This window comes from Pseudonocardia alni (assembly GCF_002813375.1).
In the GTDB taxonomy this organism is placed as follows: Bacteria; Actinomycetota; Actinomycetes; order Mycobacteriales; family Pseudonocardiaceae; genus Pseudonocardia; species Pseudonocardia alni.
The window spans coordinates 4341029-4356230 of sequence record NZ_PHUJ01000003.1 but is presented as its reverse complement, the minus strand read 5'-3'; the positions used below and the strand labels follow the sequence as shown (position 1 = coordinate 4356230).

The following is a 15202-nucleotide window of genomic DNA, read 5'->3' as shown; positions in this document are numbered from 1 at the left end:
CCCGGTCCGCTCCCGGCGAACACCGCCCCACCAGGCCCGATCCACCGGCTGTCGGGGCGGCGACCACCCCCCGGGCCCGCGTACGGTGGACGCCATGAGCGACGTCCCCTTCGGCTTCGGCCCCGCCGACCGTGACCGCGACCGCGAGCCCGGCGACCAGCCCGACTCGGGTTCCGGCGACGCCTCCGGCAAGGACGGGGGCACGTCGGGCAAGGACGGGAAGGGCGAGCCCGAGGGCCCGAAGGACCCGTTCGGCTTCGGGTCGCACCCCCAGTCCGACGACCCGTCGGGCGCCTCCGGCGGCGCGGGCCAGAACCCGTTCGCGGCGTTCGGCATGGGCGGGATCCCCGGCATGCCGGGTATGCCCGGCGGGGGCCAGTTCGACATGAGCCAGCTCGGGCAGATGCTGTCCCAGCTCGGCCAGATGCTCTCCAGCAGCGGCTCCTCCGACGACGGCCCCGTCGACTACGACCTCGCCGCCCGGATCGCCACCCAGCAGCTCGCGCAGTCGACGTCGTCGCTCACCGACGCCCAGCGCACCGGGGTCGCCGAGGCCGTGAAGCTCGCGGAGCTGTGGCTCGACCCGGCGACGTCGTTCCCCTCCTCCGGCGGTGAGGTGAAGGCCTGGACGCCGTCGGACTGGGTGCGGGCCGGCATGCCGACCTGGAAGCGGCTCTGCGACCCGGTCGCGACGCGGCTGTCGTCGGCCTGGGTCGAGGGTCTGCCCGAGGAGGTCCGCGGCGCGGCGGGCCCGATGCTGGGGATGCTCGGCAAGATGGGCGGGATGGCGTTCGGCAGCCAGCTCGGCCAGGGCCTGGCGCAGCTCGGCAAGGAGGTGCTGACCTCCACCGAGCTCGGCATCCCGGTCGGCCCGGAGCGCACCTCCGCACTGCTGCCCGAGGCCGTCGCCCGGTTCACCGAGGGCCTGGACCGCCCGGCCGGTGAGGTCACGCTGTTCCTCGCCGCGCGCGAGGCCGCCCACCAGCGGCTGTTCACCCACGTGCACTGGCTGCGCGAGCGGCTGCTCGGCGCCGTCGAGGAGTACGCCCGCGGCATCACCGTGGACACCTCGCGGATCGAGGAGCTCGCCCGCGGGATCGACCCGTCGAACCCGGAGTCGATCCAGGAGGCCATGCAGTCCGGCATGTTCGAGCCGGAGGACACACCGCAGCAGAAGGCGGCGCTGGCCCGGCTGGAGACCCTCCTCGCCCTGATCGAGGGCTGGGTGGACACCGTCGTCGCCGAGGCGCTGACCGAGCGGCTGCCCGGGGCCGAGGCGATGCGCGAGACGATGCGCCGCCGCCGTGCCTCGGGCGGGCCCGCGGAGCAGGCGTTCGCGACGATCGTCGGGCTGGAGCTGCGGCCGCGGAAGCTGCGGGCCGCGGCGGACCTGTGGAAGCTGCTGGGCGCCGAGCGCGGCGTGGAGGGCCGCGACGCGGTCTGGGCGCACCCGGACCTGATCCCGTCGGCCGACGACCTGGACGACCCGGCCGCCTTCGTGCGCGGCGGTGCGACCGGCGGGGCCGTCCCGGACGACCCGATCGCCGAGCTGGAGCGCCAGATGGCGGCCGACGCGGAGAAGGGGAAGACCGAGGCGTCCGGGACCCCGGAGGAGCCCGGGACGGAGAAGCCCTCCGCGGAGGACACCGACGGCGAGGACGGGACGGACCGGAAGGACTCCTGAGCCCGGCTCAGGTCCCGGTCGCGCGGACCGGCTCCATCCCGGGGCCGGTCCCGCCGAACCCGCCGACCTCACCGTCGGCGTCGGCGACCCCGTCGGGCTCGTCGGCAGTGGCCGGGTCGCCGTCGACACCGGTGATGCCGAGCTCCGCGGCCGCGTTGAGGCCCTCCAGGTAGCCGATGGCCCGCTCCGTGCGCGGGTAGCGGCGCACCCAGGACCAGAAGACGTCGTCGTGCGCGGCGGACAGCAGGTGGGCCAGCTCGTGCACCAGCACGTAGTCGACGACCCAGCCCGGCGCGTCCCGCAGGCGCTCGCTGATCCGGATCGTGGCGTCGTCGGGGGTGCACGACGCCCAGCGGGTGCGCATCGTCGGCACCCACCGGATCGACGACGGCCGCGCGCGCCCCTCCAACCAGCGCTTCGACAGCTCCAGGCCGCGGCGCGCCAGTGCCTCGTCGTTGTTGCGGCCCGGTGAGCGGCGGCGGGCCTCGCTCGCCTCGACGCGCCGCACCATCTCCGCGACCCAATCGCGTTCCTGTTCGGCGGACATCCAGCCCGGGATGAACACGACGAGCCGTTCCCCCTCCCGCCGGGCACTGACCATGCGCTTCCGGCGGGCGCTGCGTCGGACCTCTACCGGGGGACTCGCCATGGCTCCAGGGTAGGCCGCCCCGGTTCGCGGATGCGAACGGCGCGGACGTGTTCCGGCCCCGTCGCCGCACGGAGCGGGCACCGTGGCACCGGTGACCGGACTGCCCGCACGGCTCGCGCTCGCCGCCCACCTCGCCGTCCTCCCGGCCGGGCCACGAGCCCGCCGGATCGGGTCCGGCCCACCCCGGGCCCGGCTGCTGGAGGAGCTGTCCCCCGCCGCCGTCGACGCACTGGACCGGCTCGCCGACGGCCCGTGCCCGACCGGTGCGCTCACCCGGGGCGACGACGAGGTCGCGGTGCTGCTCGCCGTCCTGTGGCGGGCGGGGCTGCTCGCCGACCCGGACGTCGTGGACCGGGTCCGGCGGCGCCGGGAGGGCACGCTGGTCGAGGTCCGCGGCGACGGCGCGCTCGCCGTGGCGGTCGTCGCCGGGCTGGCCCGGGCCGGGATCGGACAGCTGTACCCGCAGGTCGGCGGGGTGACGGGCGCCGACGACGTGCTGGCCGGGCTGCCGGTGGGGCCGGGCCGGGACCGCGGGGAGGAGCTGCGCACGTTCCTGCGCGACGCCGGTGTCGACACCGATCCGCCCCGGCGGGTGCCCGCGGACCTGGTGGTGCTCGCCGACGACGGGCCGATGCCGCCGGAGGCTCCGTCGGAGCACCTGTTCGTGGCCCTGCGCGACGGCCGCGGCGTGGTGGGGCCGCTCGTCCTGCCGGGCCGGGGGCCGTGTCCCGGTTGTGCGGGGGCGCCCGGTGCGGCCGGCGGACCGTCGTCGGCGGCACCGCACGTGCTGGTCGCGACGGCGGCGGTGGCGGTCGGCCAGGTGCTCGCCGCCGTCGACGGGCCGGTGCGTGGCGGCCGGCCGCCCGCGTCGTGGGGAGCGGTGCTGGAGGTCGACGCGGACGCGGCGACGGTCCTCACCCGTCCGGGGTTCCGACGACCCGGTTGTTCCTGCGGCACAGCGGCTGCAGCGGTACCGGACAGCGCACCGGGGCCCACCGCGCCGTGCGGGAATCCCCCGGCCGGGTGGACAATCACCGTGTGAGCGACATTCCCCGAAGAACCGCCTCGCGCACCGCCAAGCTCGCCGGCCTCCCGCTCGGCGTCGCCGGACGTGCCGCAGCAGGGTTCGGGCGCCGTCTCACGGGTGGTGACCGCGACGAGATCGCGGCCCAGCTCGCGACCAAGAGCGCCGAGCAGCTGTTCGAGGTGCTCGGCGAGCTCAAGGGCGGCGCGATGAAGTTCGGGCAGGCGCTCAGCGTGTTCGAGGCGGCCGTGCCCGACGAGTACGCCGAGCCCTACCGTGAGGCGCTCACCAAGCTGCAGTCCGCGGCGCCGCCGATGCCCATGGCCGACGTCGACTACATGCTCACCCAGCAGTTCGGGCGGTCCTGGCGGTCCCGGTTCGCCGACTTCGACGAGACGCCCGCCGCCTCGGCCAGCATCGGCCAGGTGCACCGCGCGGTCTGGAAGCGCGACGGCCGCGAGGTCGCGGTCAAGGTGCAGTACCCCGGCGCCGAGGAGGCGCTGCGCTCGGACCTGCGTCAGCTCGGGCGGATGAGCCGCATCCTGCAGCCGCTGGTCCCCGGTATGGAGATCAAGCCGCTGGTCGCGGAGCTCAAGGACCGCATGGAGGAGGAGCTCGACTACCGCGACGAGGCCGCGTACCAGCGCGAGTTCGCCGCGTTCTACGAGGACGACCCGGACGTGAAGATCCCCCGCGTGGTCGGTTCGGCCCCCAAGGCCGTCATCACGGAGTGGGTACAGGGCCGCCCGCTGGCCTCGATCATCCGCGACGGCACCCGCGAGGAGCGCGACCACGCGGGCAACCAGCTGGCCCGCTTCCACTACTCGGCGCCGGACCGCGCGCACCTGCTGCACGCCGACCCGCACCCCGGTAACTTCGGGATCCTCGACGACGGCCGTCTGCTCGTCCTCGACTTCGGTGCCGTCGCCCGGATGCCCGACGGCATGCCCCCCGAGCTGGTCACGATGACCAAGTACGCGCTCGAGGGGCGCAGCGGCGACCTGATGGCCCTGATGCGCTCGGCCGGGTTCGTCCGCGACGGCGCCCGGATCGAGTCCGAGCAGATCCTCGGCTACCTCGCACCCTTCACCGAGCCGCTGGGGTCCGAGGAGTTCCACTTCAGCCGCCGATGGATCCAGAAGCAGGCCGAGCGGGTCGGTGATCTCCGTAGCCCGGAGGCGGCGATCGGCCGGTCGCTGAACCTGCCCCCGCGGTTCCTGCTGGTGCACCGGGTGACGATGGGGACCGTCGGCATCCTGTGCCAGCTCGACTCCCACGTGCGGCTGCGGGAGATCGTCGCCGAGTGGCAGCCGGAGATGTTCGAGCCGGACGCCCCGACCGGCTGACCTCCCTTCGCTACTCCGGTCCTGCGGGACGGGGGTGTCCTGTCGTCGCTTTGCTCTGCTCACCGATACGCAGCAGCGCAGGTCGGCGCCGCTGGCGGGGTCTTCGGGGGCGTCGTGGGGTCAGGGGCGGACGCGGAGCCCGTCGAGTACCCGGTCGAGCGCGGCCCGCGCCGCGCCCCGGTCACCCGCGCTCCCCGGTCCGGTCGTCCTACCGCCACCCCGTCGTGGGTCCGACCCGCCGGTCGGCGGTTCCGCGCCGGCCCCGGGTCGCTGGCACCGGGCCGCTCCCGGTCGGCGCCGGCTCCGGGTCTCGCTCCCCATGGGCCGTGCCGGGCTCCGCGAGCCACATGGCGTGCTCGTTCATGGCTCCCGACAGCAGTCGGGCCAGCGGCTCGACCGACTGCGCACCGGCGCCCCGCGCTCGCCGGGATCGGCCGGCGCCTCGACAAGGTGCCGTCCCGACGACTCGGCGCCCAGCTCGCGCCGGCGCGCCCCAGCCCAGCAGGCCGTGCCCGTCGACGAGCATGATCCGCGCCGCCGACGGCTCCGTGCGGCGCCGAGGAACACCCGGCACCCGGCGACGAGCCGCCCCCACGGGTCGGGGACCGCCTCCCCGCGTCGACCACCCGATCCGCCACCCGGTCCGCCACCGCTCCAGGACCGCGGCGAACAGCGCCGCGCTGCCGTCGAACTGATGGGAGGGCGAGCCCGTCGTCACCCCGGCCCCGGCGACGACGGTCGGCAGCCCGACCGCGCCGTACCCGTTGTGGGCGAACAGGCAGTCCGCCTCGTCCAGCAGCGCCTACCGGGTCCGCTCGCGCTGTCCGGACCGAACGCCACGCCCCCTCCCCAATTGACGTACCGATGGTACGTCACTAGATTTCACATACCGTATGTATGCGAATGGGAGGGTGCCGTGCTCCGCAGCTGCTACCCGGTCCTCGCGACGGCCGATGTCCCGGCCGCCCGCGCGTTCTGGACCGGCCCGATGGGATTCGAGGTCGTCTTCGACACCGACTGGTACGTCAGCCTCCGTCGCGGACGCTTCGAGCTCGCCGTCCTCGACCGGGACCATCCGACGATCCCGGCGGCGTACCGCGGCCGGTCCGCCGCCGGGACGCTGGTGAACCTCGAGGTCGACGACGTCGACGCCGAGTGGGACCGTCTCGTCGTCCGCGGTGGGCTGGAGGCGCTGCTCCCGGTACGCGACGAGGACTTCGGGCAGCGGCACTTCGTCGTCGCCGGGCCGGACGGGGTACTGGTCGACGTGATCACCGAGATCGTTCCGTCGGCGGAGTTCGCCGACGCCTTCACGGAGTCGCCGGCGCCCTGAACTGGGGTGTTGCGTATCGGTGAGCAGAGCAAAGCGACGAGGAGGCACCCTCTCCCACCGGCGGACCGGCAGGTCCCGGACACGACGGTGCCCCGCCCGGACGTCGGGTCCGGACGGGGCACCGATCGCATCGGTCGGCGGCGGGATCAGCCGGCGCGCAGCCGCGCCCGCTCGGCGCGGGAGGCGGCCCAGGCCGCGATCCGGGACCAGCCGCGGCCCGCGGTGAGCCGGCGTGCGAGCCGGTGCTCGGCCGCCGCCCGTTGTGCCTCCTGCTGATGGGATCTCGCCAGCGCTTCCTGGATGAGCGTCATCACGTTCTCCTGGTTCACGAGGTGGGACGAACGGTCGGTGCGGGGAATCGGTCGCACGGCCGGTACCGGCTTCAGGTCGTTCATGTCTCGGTCTCCTCGGGTCTGGTGGGTCGGCGGCGCCGCGGTGCGCGTCGCGCCCGTACGGCTGCGGTCAGCGGCTCGCGGCCAGGGCCAGGGCCCGGTCGCGCTCCAGGTCGGCCTTGCGGGGACGCCCCCTCGGGCGCTTGCGTGGGATCACCCGACCGTGGTCGAAGATCTCGCCTCCCCACACACCCCACGGCTCGGCGCGCTCCAGCGCACCGTCCAGGCAGGCCTGCCGGAGCGGGCAGCCGCCGCAGCGGGACTTCGCCTCCTCCAGCTCGGCCGGGGCCTCGGCGAACCACAGGTCGGCGTCGCCGTTGCGGCAGGGCAGGGCTGAGCCCACGCTCGGCACGGACCGCAGCCGCACCTCGTCGGGTCCGGCGCCGCCGCCGGACTGCTCGGTGATCATTCCGCCGTCACACGGAACGGATCGCACGTACACGATCGACCTCCTCGATCGAACTTCTCTGTAACTGGTCAGACCGGTCTGGTCGGGATCTGTCATCTCTCGGGACGGAATCGGGGACAAAAAAATCGGGGCCGCGGAACCCGTGTGCGTGGGTTCCGCGGCCCCGATGGGACTCGCTGGGTGCTGAGGGTCAGGTACCCCCTCGGCGCCCGGGAACGAACGCAGCTGTGCACTTGTCATCGAAGATCGGGCCGGTGACCGCGACCGGCATGCCGCCCAGCGGGTACACCTCACCCGTGGCGCGGAGCGTCGACGGCGCGAGCAGCGCCACCCCCTGGTGGCGACGACGGACGCCGGACTCCCCGGTGACCGCGATGCCCGCGTGAGCGACGTCGTGCGCGACGACGGTCTGCTCCGGGACGCACACCGGGGCCGGGACGGACAGGGTGGTGCCGATCAGGTCGGTCGTGTCGATCGTGCCCATCTCGTCACCTCCTCCGGTTCCGTCCGCGGTCTCCCGCGCGACGCGTCTGTGTCGGGAGCATGGCGCTCCACCTGGTGCCGACGACAGTAGAAGTGCTGCGCACGGCACGGCAACCGATTATTCGAAGTCTCGCCGGAAGTTCACGCCGATCCCTACCGAAGAGGGGGTCGTGAACCCTCCGCCGCGTGCTCGGCGAGCACCCGCAGCACGTCGTCGCCGTAGCGGTCCAGCTTGGCCGCGCCGATCCCCGGGATGCCCACCAGCGCCGACGGTCCGGCGGGCCGCTGCTCCGCGATCGCGGTGAGCGTCGCGTCGGTGAGCACGACGAAGCCGGGCACGTCCTGCGCCTTCGCCGCCGCCGACCGCCACTGCTTGAGGCGGTCCAGCAATTCCAGGTCCACATCGGACGGGCAGTCGTCGCAGCGCAGGAGCTTGGTAGCGGTGGTCCCGAACAGCGGGGTCCCGCAGACGCGGCACTTGGGCCGGGCGCCCCCGGGCCGGCGCTCGCCGGCCACCCGGGACGCCGGGTGCGAGTCCGGGATCAGTCCGTACAGGAACCGCGAGCGGCGTCGCTTCGGCCCGCGCCCGGAGGCCCGGGTCAGCGACCACGACATCGACAGCACCCGCCGGGCGCGGGTGACGCCGACGTAGAACAGCCGGCGTTCCTCCTCGACGGCGGCCTCGTCGTCCCCGGCGTGACCGATGGGGAGGGTGCCGTCGGCGAGCCCGACGAGGAACACCGCATCCCACTCCAGGCCCTTCGCCGCGTGCAACGACGCCAGCGTGACGCCGTTGACGACGGGCGCCTGCGCGTGGTCGGCGCGGGTCTCCAGCTCCCCGCACAACCGGCGCAGGTCGGCCTGCCGCTCGACCGCGGCCAGCTCCTCGGCGACGCCGACCAGCGCCAGCAGCGACTCCCACTGCGCGCGCAGCGTCGCGCCCTTCGGCGGCTCGTCGGTCAGTCCGGCGCGGGCGGTGAGCACCGCGCGGGTGACGTCGACGAGGTCGGTGCCCGGCCGCTGGTCCGGCGCCGCGGTGCGCAGCGCGAGCATCGCCCGGCGGATCTCGGGCCGGTTGAAGAACCGCTCCCCGCCGCGGATCTGGTAGGGCACGCCGGCGTCGGACAGGGCCTGCTCGAACGCCTCGGACTGGGCGTTGATCCGGAACAGCACCGCGATCTGCGACGGCTCGGTGCCGTCGTTGATCAGGGTCAGGATCCGGCCCGCGACGGCGGCGGCCTCCCCGGCCTCGTCGTCGTGCTCGGAGAAGTCCGGGTCGGGGCCGGGCGGGAGCTGCCCGATGAGCTGCAGCCGGGACCCGGCGGGCCGGTTGCGGGCGGCGCCGATCAGCTGGTTCGCGCAGCCGACGATCTGCGGGGTGGAGCGGTAGTCGCGCTGCAGGCGCACGACCGCGGCGTCGGGGAAACGGCGCGGGAACTCCAGCAGGTACCGGGGGGAGGCGCCGGCGAAGGTGTAGATCGTCTGGTTGGCGTCGCCGACGACGGTGAGGTCGTCGCGGTCGCCGAGCCAGGCGTCGAGCAGGCGCTGCTGCAACGGGGTGACGTCCTGGTACTCGTCGACGACGAAGCACCGGTAACGGGACCGGAACTCCTCGGCGACGCCGCCGTGCTCCTCCAGCGCGATCGCGGTGTGCAGGAGCAGGTCGTCGAAGTCGAGCTGCTCGCTCGCGTTCTTCAGCTCCTCGTACGCGGCGTAGACGGCGGCCACCTGCTCGGCCGGGCCGGGGGTGTCGCGGCGACGGCGGGCGACCTCGGCCGCGTAGTCCGACGGGGCGACCAGGGTCGACTTCGCCCACTCGATCTCGGAGGCGAGGTCGCGCAGCGCGTCGGAGTCGGTGCCGGCCCGGGCGCGGGCGGCCGCCTGGCCGACGAGCCGCAGCTTGCCGTCGAGCAGCGGCCACGGGCTGCCGCCGACCATCTGTGGCCAGAAGTAGCGCAGCTGACGCAGCGCCGCGGCGTGGAAGGTGCGGGCCTGCACCCCGGAGGCGTCGAGGGCGCGCAGCCGGGTGCGCAGCTCCCCCGCGGCGCGGGCGGTGAAGGTGACGGCGAGGACCTGGGTGGCGGCGACGTGGCCCGAGGTCACGAGGTGGGCGATCCGCCGGGTGATCGTGCGGGTCTTACCGGTGCCCGCCCCCGCGAGGACGCAGACCGGGCCGCGCGGCGCGTGCACCGCGGCCCGCTGCTCGGGGTCCAGACCGTCCGCGCCGATCGGGGCCGCCGGGTCCGGCACGGCGCGGGTCGCACGGGCGGGGCGGGTGGTAGATCGGGACGGCACCCACCCATCCTGACACCCACCCCCGACGGTCACGGGTCGCCCGTCCCGCCCGTCCGGGTGCCGGGCAGGTCACAGCGGGGCGGGAAGAATCCCGCGAGCGGGCCCGTTGCACCCGGTATGGCGGACCTGACGATGTACACGACCAGCTGGTGCGGCTTTTGCCGTCGTCTCAAGCTGCAGCTCGACCAGGCCGGCATCGGCTACCGCGAGATCGACATCGAGCGTGAGCCGGACGCCGTGGCGTTCGTCGAGAAGGCCAACGGCGGCAACCGCACGGTGCCGACCGTCGTCTTCCCGGACGAGTCGGTCGCGACGAACCCCAGCTTCTCCGAGGTGAAGACCCGGCTCGGGGTCTGACACCTCCCCTGATCTCCCACCACGGAGCGCGGCGGCCCGCCACCGGTACCTCACCGGGGGCGGGCCGCCGCTTCGTCTGCGGGGTCAGTTCCCGGCGGCGGCCCAGGACTCCAGCATGGTGCGTGCGATCGAGACCTTCCCCGGCAGCATGACCACCGGTCCGTCGGTGGGGTCGGGCTCGTCCCGGGTGCCCCAGTCGCCGCGGGCCAGTGCCGCCCGCAGCGTGTCCCGGGTGATCCACACGGCGTCGGCGATCTCGCCGTCCTGCGGCGTCAGCGGGACCTCCGGGTCCCCGATCGCGTGGAAGCCGACCATCAGCGACCGCGGGAACGGCCACGCCTGGCTGCCGAGGTACCGCACGTCGGACACGGCGATGCCGACCTCCTCGGAGATCTCGCGGTGCACGCACGCCTCCAGCGACTCGCCGGACTCGACGAACCCGGCGAGCACCGAGTAGCGCCCGGCCGGCCACACCGGCTGGCGGGCGAGCAGGACGCGGTCCGCACCGTCGTGCACCAGGCAGATGATCGCCGGGTCGGTGCGCGGGTACTCCTCGTGGCCGTTGTCGCAGACCCGGGCCCAGCCCGCGTTGTGCGGGCGGGTGCGGGTGCCGTCGATCGCGCAGAACCGGGCCCGGTCGTGCCAGTTCAGCGTGGCGACCGCGCCGGTGAGCAGCCCGGACCCGAGCGGGTCGAGGAACGCGCCCGCGGCGCGCAGGTCCGCCCATTCCCCCTCGCCGGTGAAGATGTCGCTGTCGGCGGTGCGTTCGGTCCCGACGCGCACCGCCCAGTACGGGACGCCCTCGCGCTCGCCGAGCAGCACGGCCTCGGCCGGCGGCTCCGCGGCGACGTCGGTGCCCGCGCGGGTCCGGACGTGCCCGCCACGGCCCGCCGCGTCGTCCCAGGCGGCGGCGTCGACCTCGCGGAACTCGCGGCCCGGTTCGACCTCCCAGTCCACCGGGGTGCGTCCGGACTCGTCGACGACGACCACGCGCGCCGTCGCCCACGTGTCGCGCACGTAGGCCGGGTCCAGGCGCCGGTTCTCGTCGCGGGAGAGCGCGTTGCGCGACAGCACCGGCTCCTGGGTCAGGGAGAAGTCCCCGGGGCTCATCGCCCGCCTCCGCGGACCACGCCGCCGAGCGCGGCGAGCGGTGGCCCGACCACGTCGGCGTCACCGACGACCACCCCGGTGAACCGGGTCGGTGCGAACAGCGCGGTGGCGGCCGCGGCGACCTCGTCGACGGTGACCGCCTCCAGCCGGCGCGGCCGGTCCCGGAGCCAGTCGACGTCGAGCCCGGCGGCGTGCAGCGCGGACAGGGTGCCGGCCAGCGCGGACTGGCTGTCCAGCGAGATCAGCAGCGAGCCGATCGCGTAGCGACGGGCCGAGGTGACCTCCTGCTCGGTCGGCGGGACCGCGACCATGCGGCCGAGCTCGTAGCGGGTCTCGAGCAGGGCGGCGGCGGTGACGTCGGAGGCGACGTCGGCGTCGAGACCGAGCACCGCGCCACCGGGCACGAACTCCTGCCCGGAGTGCGCGCCGTAGGTGTAGCCCTTGTCCTCGCGGATGTTCTCCATCCAGCGCGAGGAGAAGTAACCGCCGAACACGAGGTTCGCGAGCTGGAACGCGGTGTAGCGCTCGTCGGTGCGGTCCAGGCCGGGCGCGGTGAGACGCAGCTGGGACTGCACGGAGCCGGGCCGGTGGACCAGCTCCAGGTCGCCCGCCTGCGGCACCGGCGGGGCGGACAGCCACCGGGCGGGGTGGTCTCCGGTCCACCCCCCGAGCCGGCGGGCGACCTCGGCGATCGCGGCCTCGGGGTCGATGTCCCCGACGAGGACCAGGCTCGCCCCGTCCGGGACGACGAGGTCGGCGTGCAGCTCCCGCACGCGCCCGGGGGTGACCGCGGCGACGGCCTCGGCGGTCGGCATCTCCGAGACGATGGGGTGGTCGCCGAAGCGGCGGCGCATCAGCGCCTCGCGGGCGACGGTGCGCGGCTGCGCGCGGGCGACGGCGATCCGCTCGGCCAGCCGGGACCGCTCGCGGGCGACCTCGACGTCGGAGTGGGTGGCGGCGGTGAGGACGTCGGCGAGGACGTCGAGGACCGTCGGCAGACCGGTGGCCAGCGCGGAGCCGCCCGCCTGCAGGTACTCCGGGTCGACGGCGACGCCGAGTTCCCCGCCGACCGAGGCGAGCGCGTCGTCGATACCGATCCGGTCGCGGCCCGCGGTGCCGGTCAGGATGGTCTCGGCGAGCACCTCGGTGCCCGCGGTGCGGGCGGCGTCGGCGACCGGCTCCGGCGAGGCGGCCGGGATACGCAGGACGGTCTCGACGAGCGGGACCCCGGGGCGGCGCGCGGCCAGGACGGTCAGCCCGTTCGGCAGGGTCTCGGTGAGCACGTCCGGCAGCGGCACCTCCCTGGTGCGGCCGAGCGCGGGCAACGGGCGGGGGCCGCGCTCGGTGCGGCCGATCTCCTCCGCGCTGCGGTGTGTGCGGGCGGCGCTCACGCGGAGCCCCCTTCGGTGTGGTTCACGGTGCCGGGACGGGTCGGGGCGCTCACGCGTCGCCGTCCCCGGACGGTTCGGCGGCCGGCTCGACCAGCAGAACGGCCCGCCCGGCCGAACGCAGCCGGGCGGCCGCGGCGGCGACGTCGGCACCGGTCAGGGCGGCCAGCCTGCCGGGGAGCTCCACGGCGAGCTCGGCGCGGCCGTAGAGCAGTTCGCGGGCGCCGAGCCCGAGCATCCGGTACATGACACGGTCGTCCTCGCGGTGCAGCGCGGCGACCCAGCGGGCGGTCTGGCGCTCCAGCTCCTCGGTGCCGGGGCCCTGCTCGGCGAGGCGGTCCAGCTCCTCGTCGACCGCGGCGGTGACCCGGTCCGCGGACACCTCGGCCGGGTGCACCGCGGTGATCGTGAAGGTGTCGGGGTCGCGGGCGTCGAACGGGCCGCCCATCAGGCCGTTGGACGCCGAGACGTCGGTGACCAGGCCGGCTCCGTCGGCGCCGCCGTGGACCAGGCGGCGCTGCAGCCGCGAGGCCTCGCCGTCGGCCAGGACGGTGGCGAGCATGGCGTGGGCCAGGTAGGCGTCGGGCTCCGCGGCCGGGTCGGGGACGCGGTAGCCGAGCGCCAGGGCGGGTAGCGGGGCGTGGGCGTCGGCCACGGTCTGCCGCCGCTCCGCGCCGGGAGCGGGCTCGGCGAACGACGGCCGCTGCGGGACGGGCCGGGCGGGGATGTCCCCGAAGTGCCGCTCGACCAGGGCGAGGGTGCCGTCGACGCCGTGCTCGGACAGGTCACCGTGCACGGTGACCAGCGCGTTGCCCGGCGCGTAGAAGGTGTCGAAGAACGCGGCCGCGTCGTCCAGGCTCGCCTGCTCCAGCTCGGAGAAGTCGCCGTAGCCGTTGTGCGCGTTCGGGAAGGTGTCGTAGAGGACCGGCGGCAGCAGGATCCACGGGAACCCGCCGTAGGGGCGGTTGTGGACGTTGAGCCGGATCTCCTCCTTCACGACGTCCACCTGGTTGCGCAGGTTCTCGACGGTGAGCTTCGGGGCGCGCAGCCGGTCGGACTCCAGGAACAGCGCCCGCTCCAGCGCCGCACCGGGCAGCACCTGGAAGTAGTCGGTGTAGTCCTGGTGGGTCGAGCCGTTGAAGATCCCGCCCGCGGACTGGACCTGCCGGAAGTGCTCCAGCTTCTCCAGGCTCTCGCTGCCCTGGAACATCAGGTGCTCGAACAGGTGCGCGAAGCCGGTGCGGCCCTCCGGCTCGGAACGGAAGCCCACGTCGACGTGCACCGAGACCCCGACCACCGGGGTGGCCGGGTCCGGGACGACGAGCACGCGCAGCCCGTTGGCCAGCGTGGCCCGGTGCAGCTCGAGAGCGGATTTGTCGGCGATCACGGACACGGGAGCGAGGCTATCCCCCACCCCCGACAACCTGCCCGGTCAGGCGTGCTCGGGCGGCAGGATCACGAACTGGCGCAGCCCGAGGTCGCGGTAGGTGACCGGGCCGCGGGGGCCGGGGGTGTGATCGACGTTGATGCCGGTCTCGGGCAGCCCCAGCAGCTTGTAGCCGTCGAGCAGCCGCGACGGCGCGTTCCAGAACACCCCGGTGCCGGTGTAGCGGTCGATGAAACGGTGCGCGACCTGCTCGTCGGCGGCGCAGATCGTCGCGGCCAGGCCGGAGGTCTCCCGGGCGGCGGTGTCGGCGGCGTCGTCGGGGCCGTCGACGACGGCGACCGTCACGTGCGCCTCGGCGCCGGAGTCCAGCGCCCACTCGTGACCGAGCGGGTGGTCGTGCGGGGGCAGCGACAGCGCGATGCCGCGGGCGTCGAGGGCGGCCTTCGCGACCGGCAGCAGGGTGTCGTAGACGGGCCGGTCGACGAGCAGCAGGTTGAGCCGGTTGCAGACGCCGAGCCGGTCGGTGGAGTCGGTGACCAGGCGCGTGACGTCGGCCTCGGTGGCGCTGGCGTCGAGGTAGAGGACGCCGCCGCCGTCGGCGTGGGCGAGCACCCGGGTGCCCGCGGTCGCGCCGAGCACGGACAGCTTGCGGGTGACGTCCCCGGACCCGCGGACGACGACCAGCGGCACCAGGTCGGGCAACCCGACGAGGGCCTCGGCGCCGGCGTGGCCGGGCAGCGGGACGAGCTGCACGGCGGCCTCGGGGAGCCCGGCGTCGGCCAGTGCGGGGCGCAGCACCTGCTCGACGAGCGCGGTGGCACTGCCGAGCGCGGCGGACCCGGTGCGCAGGACGGCGGCGCTGCGGGCCTTGAGGACCTGCGAGGCGACGTCGACGGTCACGTTCGGCCGGGCCTCGAACACCGCGCCGATGACGCCGACCGGGATGCGCCGCTCGAACACCCGCTCGCCGGTCTCCAGCGTGCGGACCGGCCACTCGGTGGGCGGCTCGGGGGTCGCGGCGAGCACCTCGAGCTGGGTGGCGATGCCGGCGAGCCGCTCGGGGTCCAGCCGCAGCCGGTCGAGCAGGCCCGCCGCCATGCCGTTCCGCTCGGCGGCGGCGACGTCGGCGGCGTTGACCTCGAGCAGCTCGTGCGCCCGGTCCCGGATCAGCGAGGCGGCGGCGCGCAGGGCGTCGTCGATCCGGCCCTCGCCCGCGGCGCGGACGGCCGGGGCGGCGGCCCGGGCGCGCTGCGCGGCCTCACGGACGGCGGCGGACTCCGGCGCCTCGGTCGTCTCCTGCGGGGTGGTCACGGTGCTGCTCACGCAGGTCAGGGTAGGCGGTCGT

The 15202-nt window shown here is 74.9% G+C and carries 15 protein-coding genes; 5 read left to right on the top strand and 10 right to left on the bottom strand.

Features of this window, described 5'->3' with window-relative positions; all coding sequences use genetic code 11:
• The first annotated feature begins 94 nt into the window (after positions 1–94).
• Positions 95–1684: a zinc-dependent metalloprotease gene (locus ATL51_RS21565; protein ID WP_100880857.1), complete on the top strand. Its 1590-nt coding sequence runs from the start codon at positions 95–97 to the stop codon at positions 1682–1684.
• A gap of 7 nt (positions 1685–1691) precedes the next feature.
• Here the strand turns inward: ATL51_RS21565 and ATL51_RS21560 are convergent, their stop codons facing one another.
• Positions 1692–2333 (bottom strand): M48 metallopeptidase family protein, encoded by a 642-nt coding sequence (locus ATL51_RS21560; protein WP_083659144.1) that lies wholly within the window; start codon positions 2331–2333, stop codon positions 1692–1694.
• Between the two features lie 91 nt (positions 2334–2424).
• Between ATL51_RS21560 and ATL51_RS21555 the strand changes: the two genes are divergently transcribed.
• Together ATL51_RS21555 and ATL51_RS21550 are read left to right on the top strand one after the other, a co-directional pair.
• Positions 2425–3375: a hypothetical protein gene (locus ATL51_RS21555; RefSeq protein ID WP_157818478.1), complete on the top strand. Its 951-nt coding sequence runs from the start codon at positions 2425–2427 to the stop codon at positions 3373–3375.
• Complete coding sequence (locus ATL51_RS21550; protein WP_073578350.1) at positions 3372–4703, top strand: ABC1 kinase family protein; 1332 nt, start codon at positions 3372–3374, stop codon at positions 4701–4703. Before ATL51_RS21555 ends, ATL51_RS21550 begins: the two co-directional genes overlap by 4 nt.
• Positions 4704–4911: 208 nt before the next feature.
• Here ATL51_RS21550 and ATL51_RS29925 read toward each other — a convergent pair whose 3' ends face one another.
• Positions 4912–5499 carry a helix-turn-helix domain-containing protein gene (locus ATL51_RS29925; RefSeq protein ID WP_392567408.1) on the bottom strand — a complete coding sequence of 196 codons (588 nt, stop codon included), beginning with the start codon at positions 5497–5499 and terminating at the stop codon, positions 4912–4914.
• Positions 5500–5619: 120 nt separating this feature from the next.
• Here ATL51_RS29925 and ATL51_RS21540 point away from each other — a divergent pair, with 120 nt between their 5' ends.
• Entirely contained in the window at positions 5620–6036 is a 417-nt protein-coding gene (locus ATL51_RS21540; RefSeq protein ID WP_100879749.1) for a VOC family protein, read from the top strand.
• Between the two features lie 146 nt (positions 6037–6182).
• On the opposite strand, the gene ATL51_RS21535 is transcribed toward ATL51_RS21540, so the two are convergent.
• From ATL51_RS21535 to ATL51_RS21520, 4 genes are all read right to left on the bottom strand, one after another.
• On the bottom strand, positions 6183–6431 hold the full coding sequence (locus ATL51_RS21535; RefSeq protein ID WP_100879748.1) for a hypothetical protein: 249 nt from the start codon (positions 6429–6431) through the stop codon (positions 6183–6185).
• A 67-nt stretch (positions 6432–6498) separates the two neighbouring features.
• Positions 6499–6837, bottom strand: coding sequence for a WhiB family transcriptional regulator (locus tag ATL51_RS21530; RefSeq protein ID WP_083474559.1), 339 nt, complete (start codon positions 6835–6837; stop codon positions 6499–6501).
• A 190-nt stretch (positions 6838–7027) separates the two neighbouring features.
• On the bottom strand, positions 7028–7321 hold the full coding sequence (locus ATL51_RS21525) for a hypothetical protein (protein ID WP_100879747.1): 294 nt from the start codon (positions 7319–7321) through the stop codon (positions 7028–7030).
• 152 nt (positions 7322–7473) lie between these two features.
• On the bottom strand, positions 7474–9570 hold the full coding sequence (locus ATL51_RS21520) for an ATP-dependent DNA helicase UvrD2 (protein WP_167410092.1): 2097 nt from the start codon (positions 9568–9570) through the stop codon (positions 7474–7476).
• Positions 9571–9747: 177 nt separating this feature from the next.
• On the opposite strand from ATL51_RS21520, the gene ATL51_RS21515 reads away from it, so the two are divergent.
• Complete coding sequence (locus ATL51_RS21515) at positions 9748–9972, top strand: glutaredoxin domain-containing protein (RefSeq protein WP_280118320.1); 225 nt, start codon at positions 9748–9750, stop codon at positions 9970–9972.
• Positions 9973–10056: 84 nt separating this feature from the next.
• Here ATL51_RS21515 and nudC read toward each other — a convergent pair whose 3' ends face one another.
• The 4 genes from nudC to ATL51_RS21495 are packed head-to-tail and all read right to left on the bottom strand — an operon-like array spanning position 10057 to position 15180.
• A complete protein-coding gene (nudC, locus tag ATL51_RS21510) occupies positions 10057–11082 on the bottom strand; it encodes an NAD(+) diphosphatase (RefSeq protein WP_100879746.1) in 1026 nt (341 codons plus the stop codon).
• Positions 11079–12473, bottom strand: a complete 1395-nt coding sequence (locus ATL51_RS21505) for a M16 family metallopeptidase (RefSeq protein WP_100879745.1) — start codon at positions 12471–12473, stop codon at positions 11079–11081. The genes nudC and ATL51_RS21505 overlap by 4 nt, the downstream gene beginning before the upstream one ends.
• Positions 12474–12522: 49 nt before the next feature.
• Positions 12523–13863 (bottom strand): M16 family metallopeptidase, encoded by a 1341-nt coding sequence (locus ATL51_RS21500; protein ID WP_208623046.1) that lies wholly within the window; start codon positions 13861–13863, stop codon positions 12523–12525.
• 39 nt (positions 13864–13902) lie between these two features.
• Positions 13903–15180, bottom strand: a complete 1278-nt coding sequence (locus ATL51_RS21495; protein WP_083659143.1) for an aldehyde dehydrogenase family protein — start codon at positions 15178–15180, stop codon at positions 13903–13905.
• Positions 15181–15202 lie beyond the last annotated feature (22 nt).

Bases quoted from the DNA above. Each gene is read 5' to 3' on its own strand.
- ATL51_RS21565 (WP_100880857.1), top strand. From the start codon at position 95: ATGAGCGACGTCCCCTTCGGCTTCGGCCCCGCCGACCGTGACCGCGAC.
- ATL51_RS21560 (WP_083659144.1), bottom strand. From the start codon at position 2,333: ATGGCGAGTCCCCCGGTAGAGGTCCGACGCAGCGCCCGCCGGAAGCGC.
- ATL51_RS21535 (WP_100879748.1), bottom strand. From the start codon at position 6,431: ATGAACGACCTGAAGCCGGTACCGGCCGTGCGACCGATTCCCCGCACC.
- ATL51_RS21530 (WP_083474559.1), bottom strand. From the start codon at position 6,837: ATGATCACCGAGCAGTCCGGCGGCGGCGCCGGACCCGACGAGGTGCGG.
- ATL51_RS21525 (WP_100879747.1), bottom strand. From the start codon at position 7,321: ATGGGCACGATCGACACGACCGACCTGATCGGCACCACCCTGTCCGTC.
- ATL51_RS21515 (WP_280118320.1), top strand. From the start codon at position 9,748: ATGTACACGACCAGCTGGTGCGGCTTTTGCCGTCGTCTCAAGCTGCAG.
- nudC (WP_100879746.1), bottom strand. From the start codon at position 11,082: ATGAGCCCCGGGGACTTCTCCCTGACCCAGGAGCCGGTGCTGTCGCGC.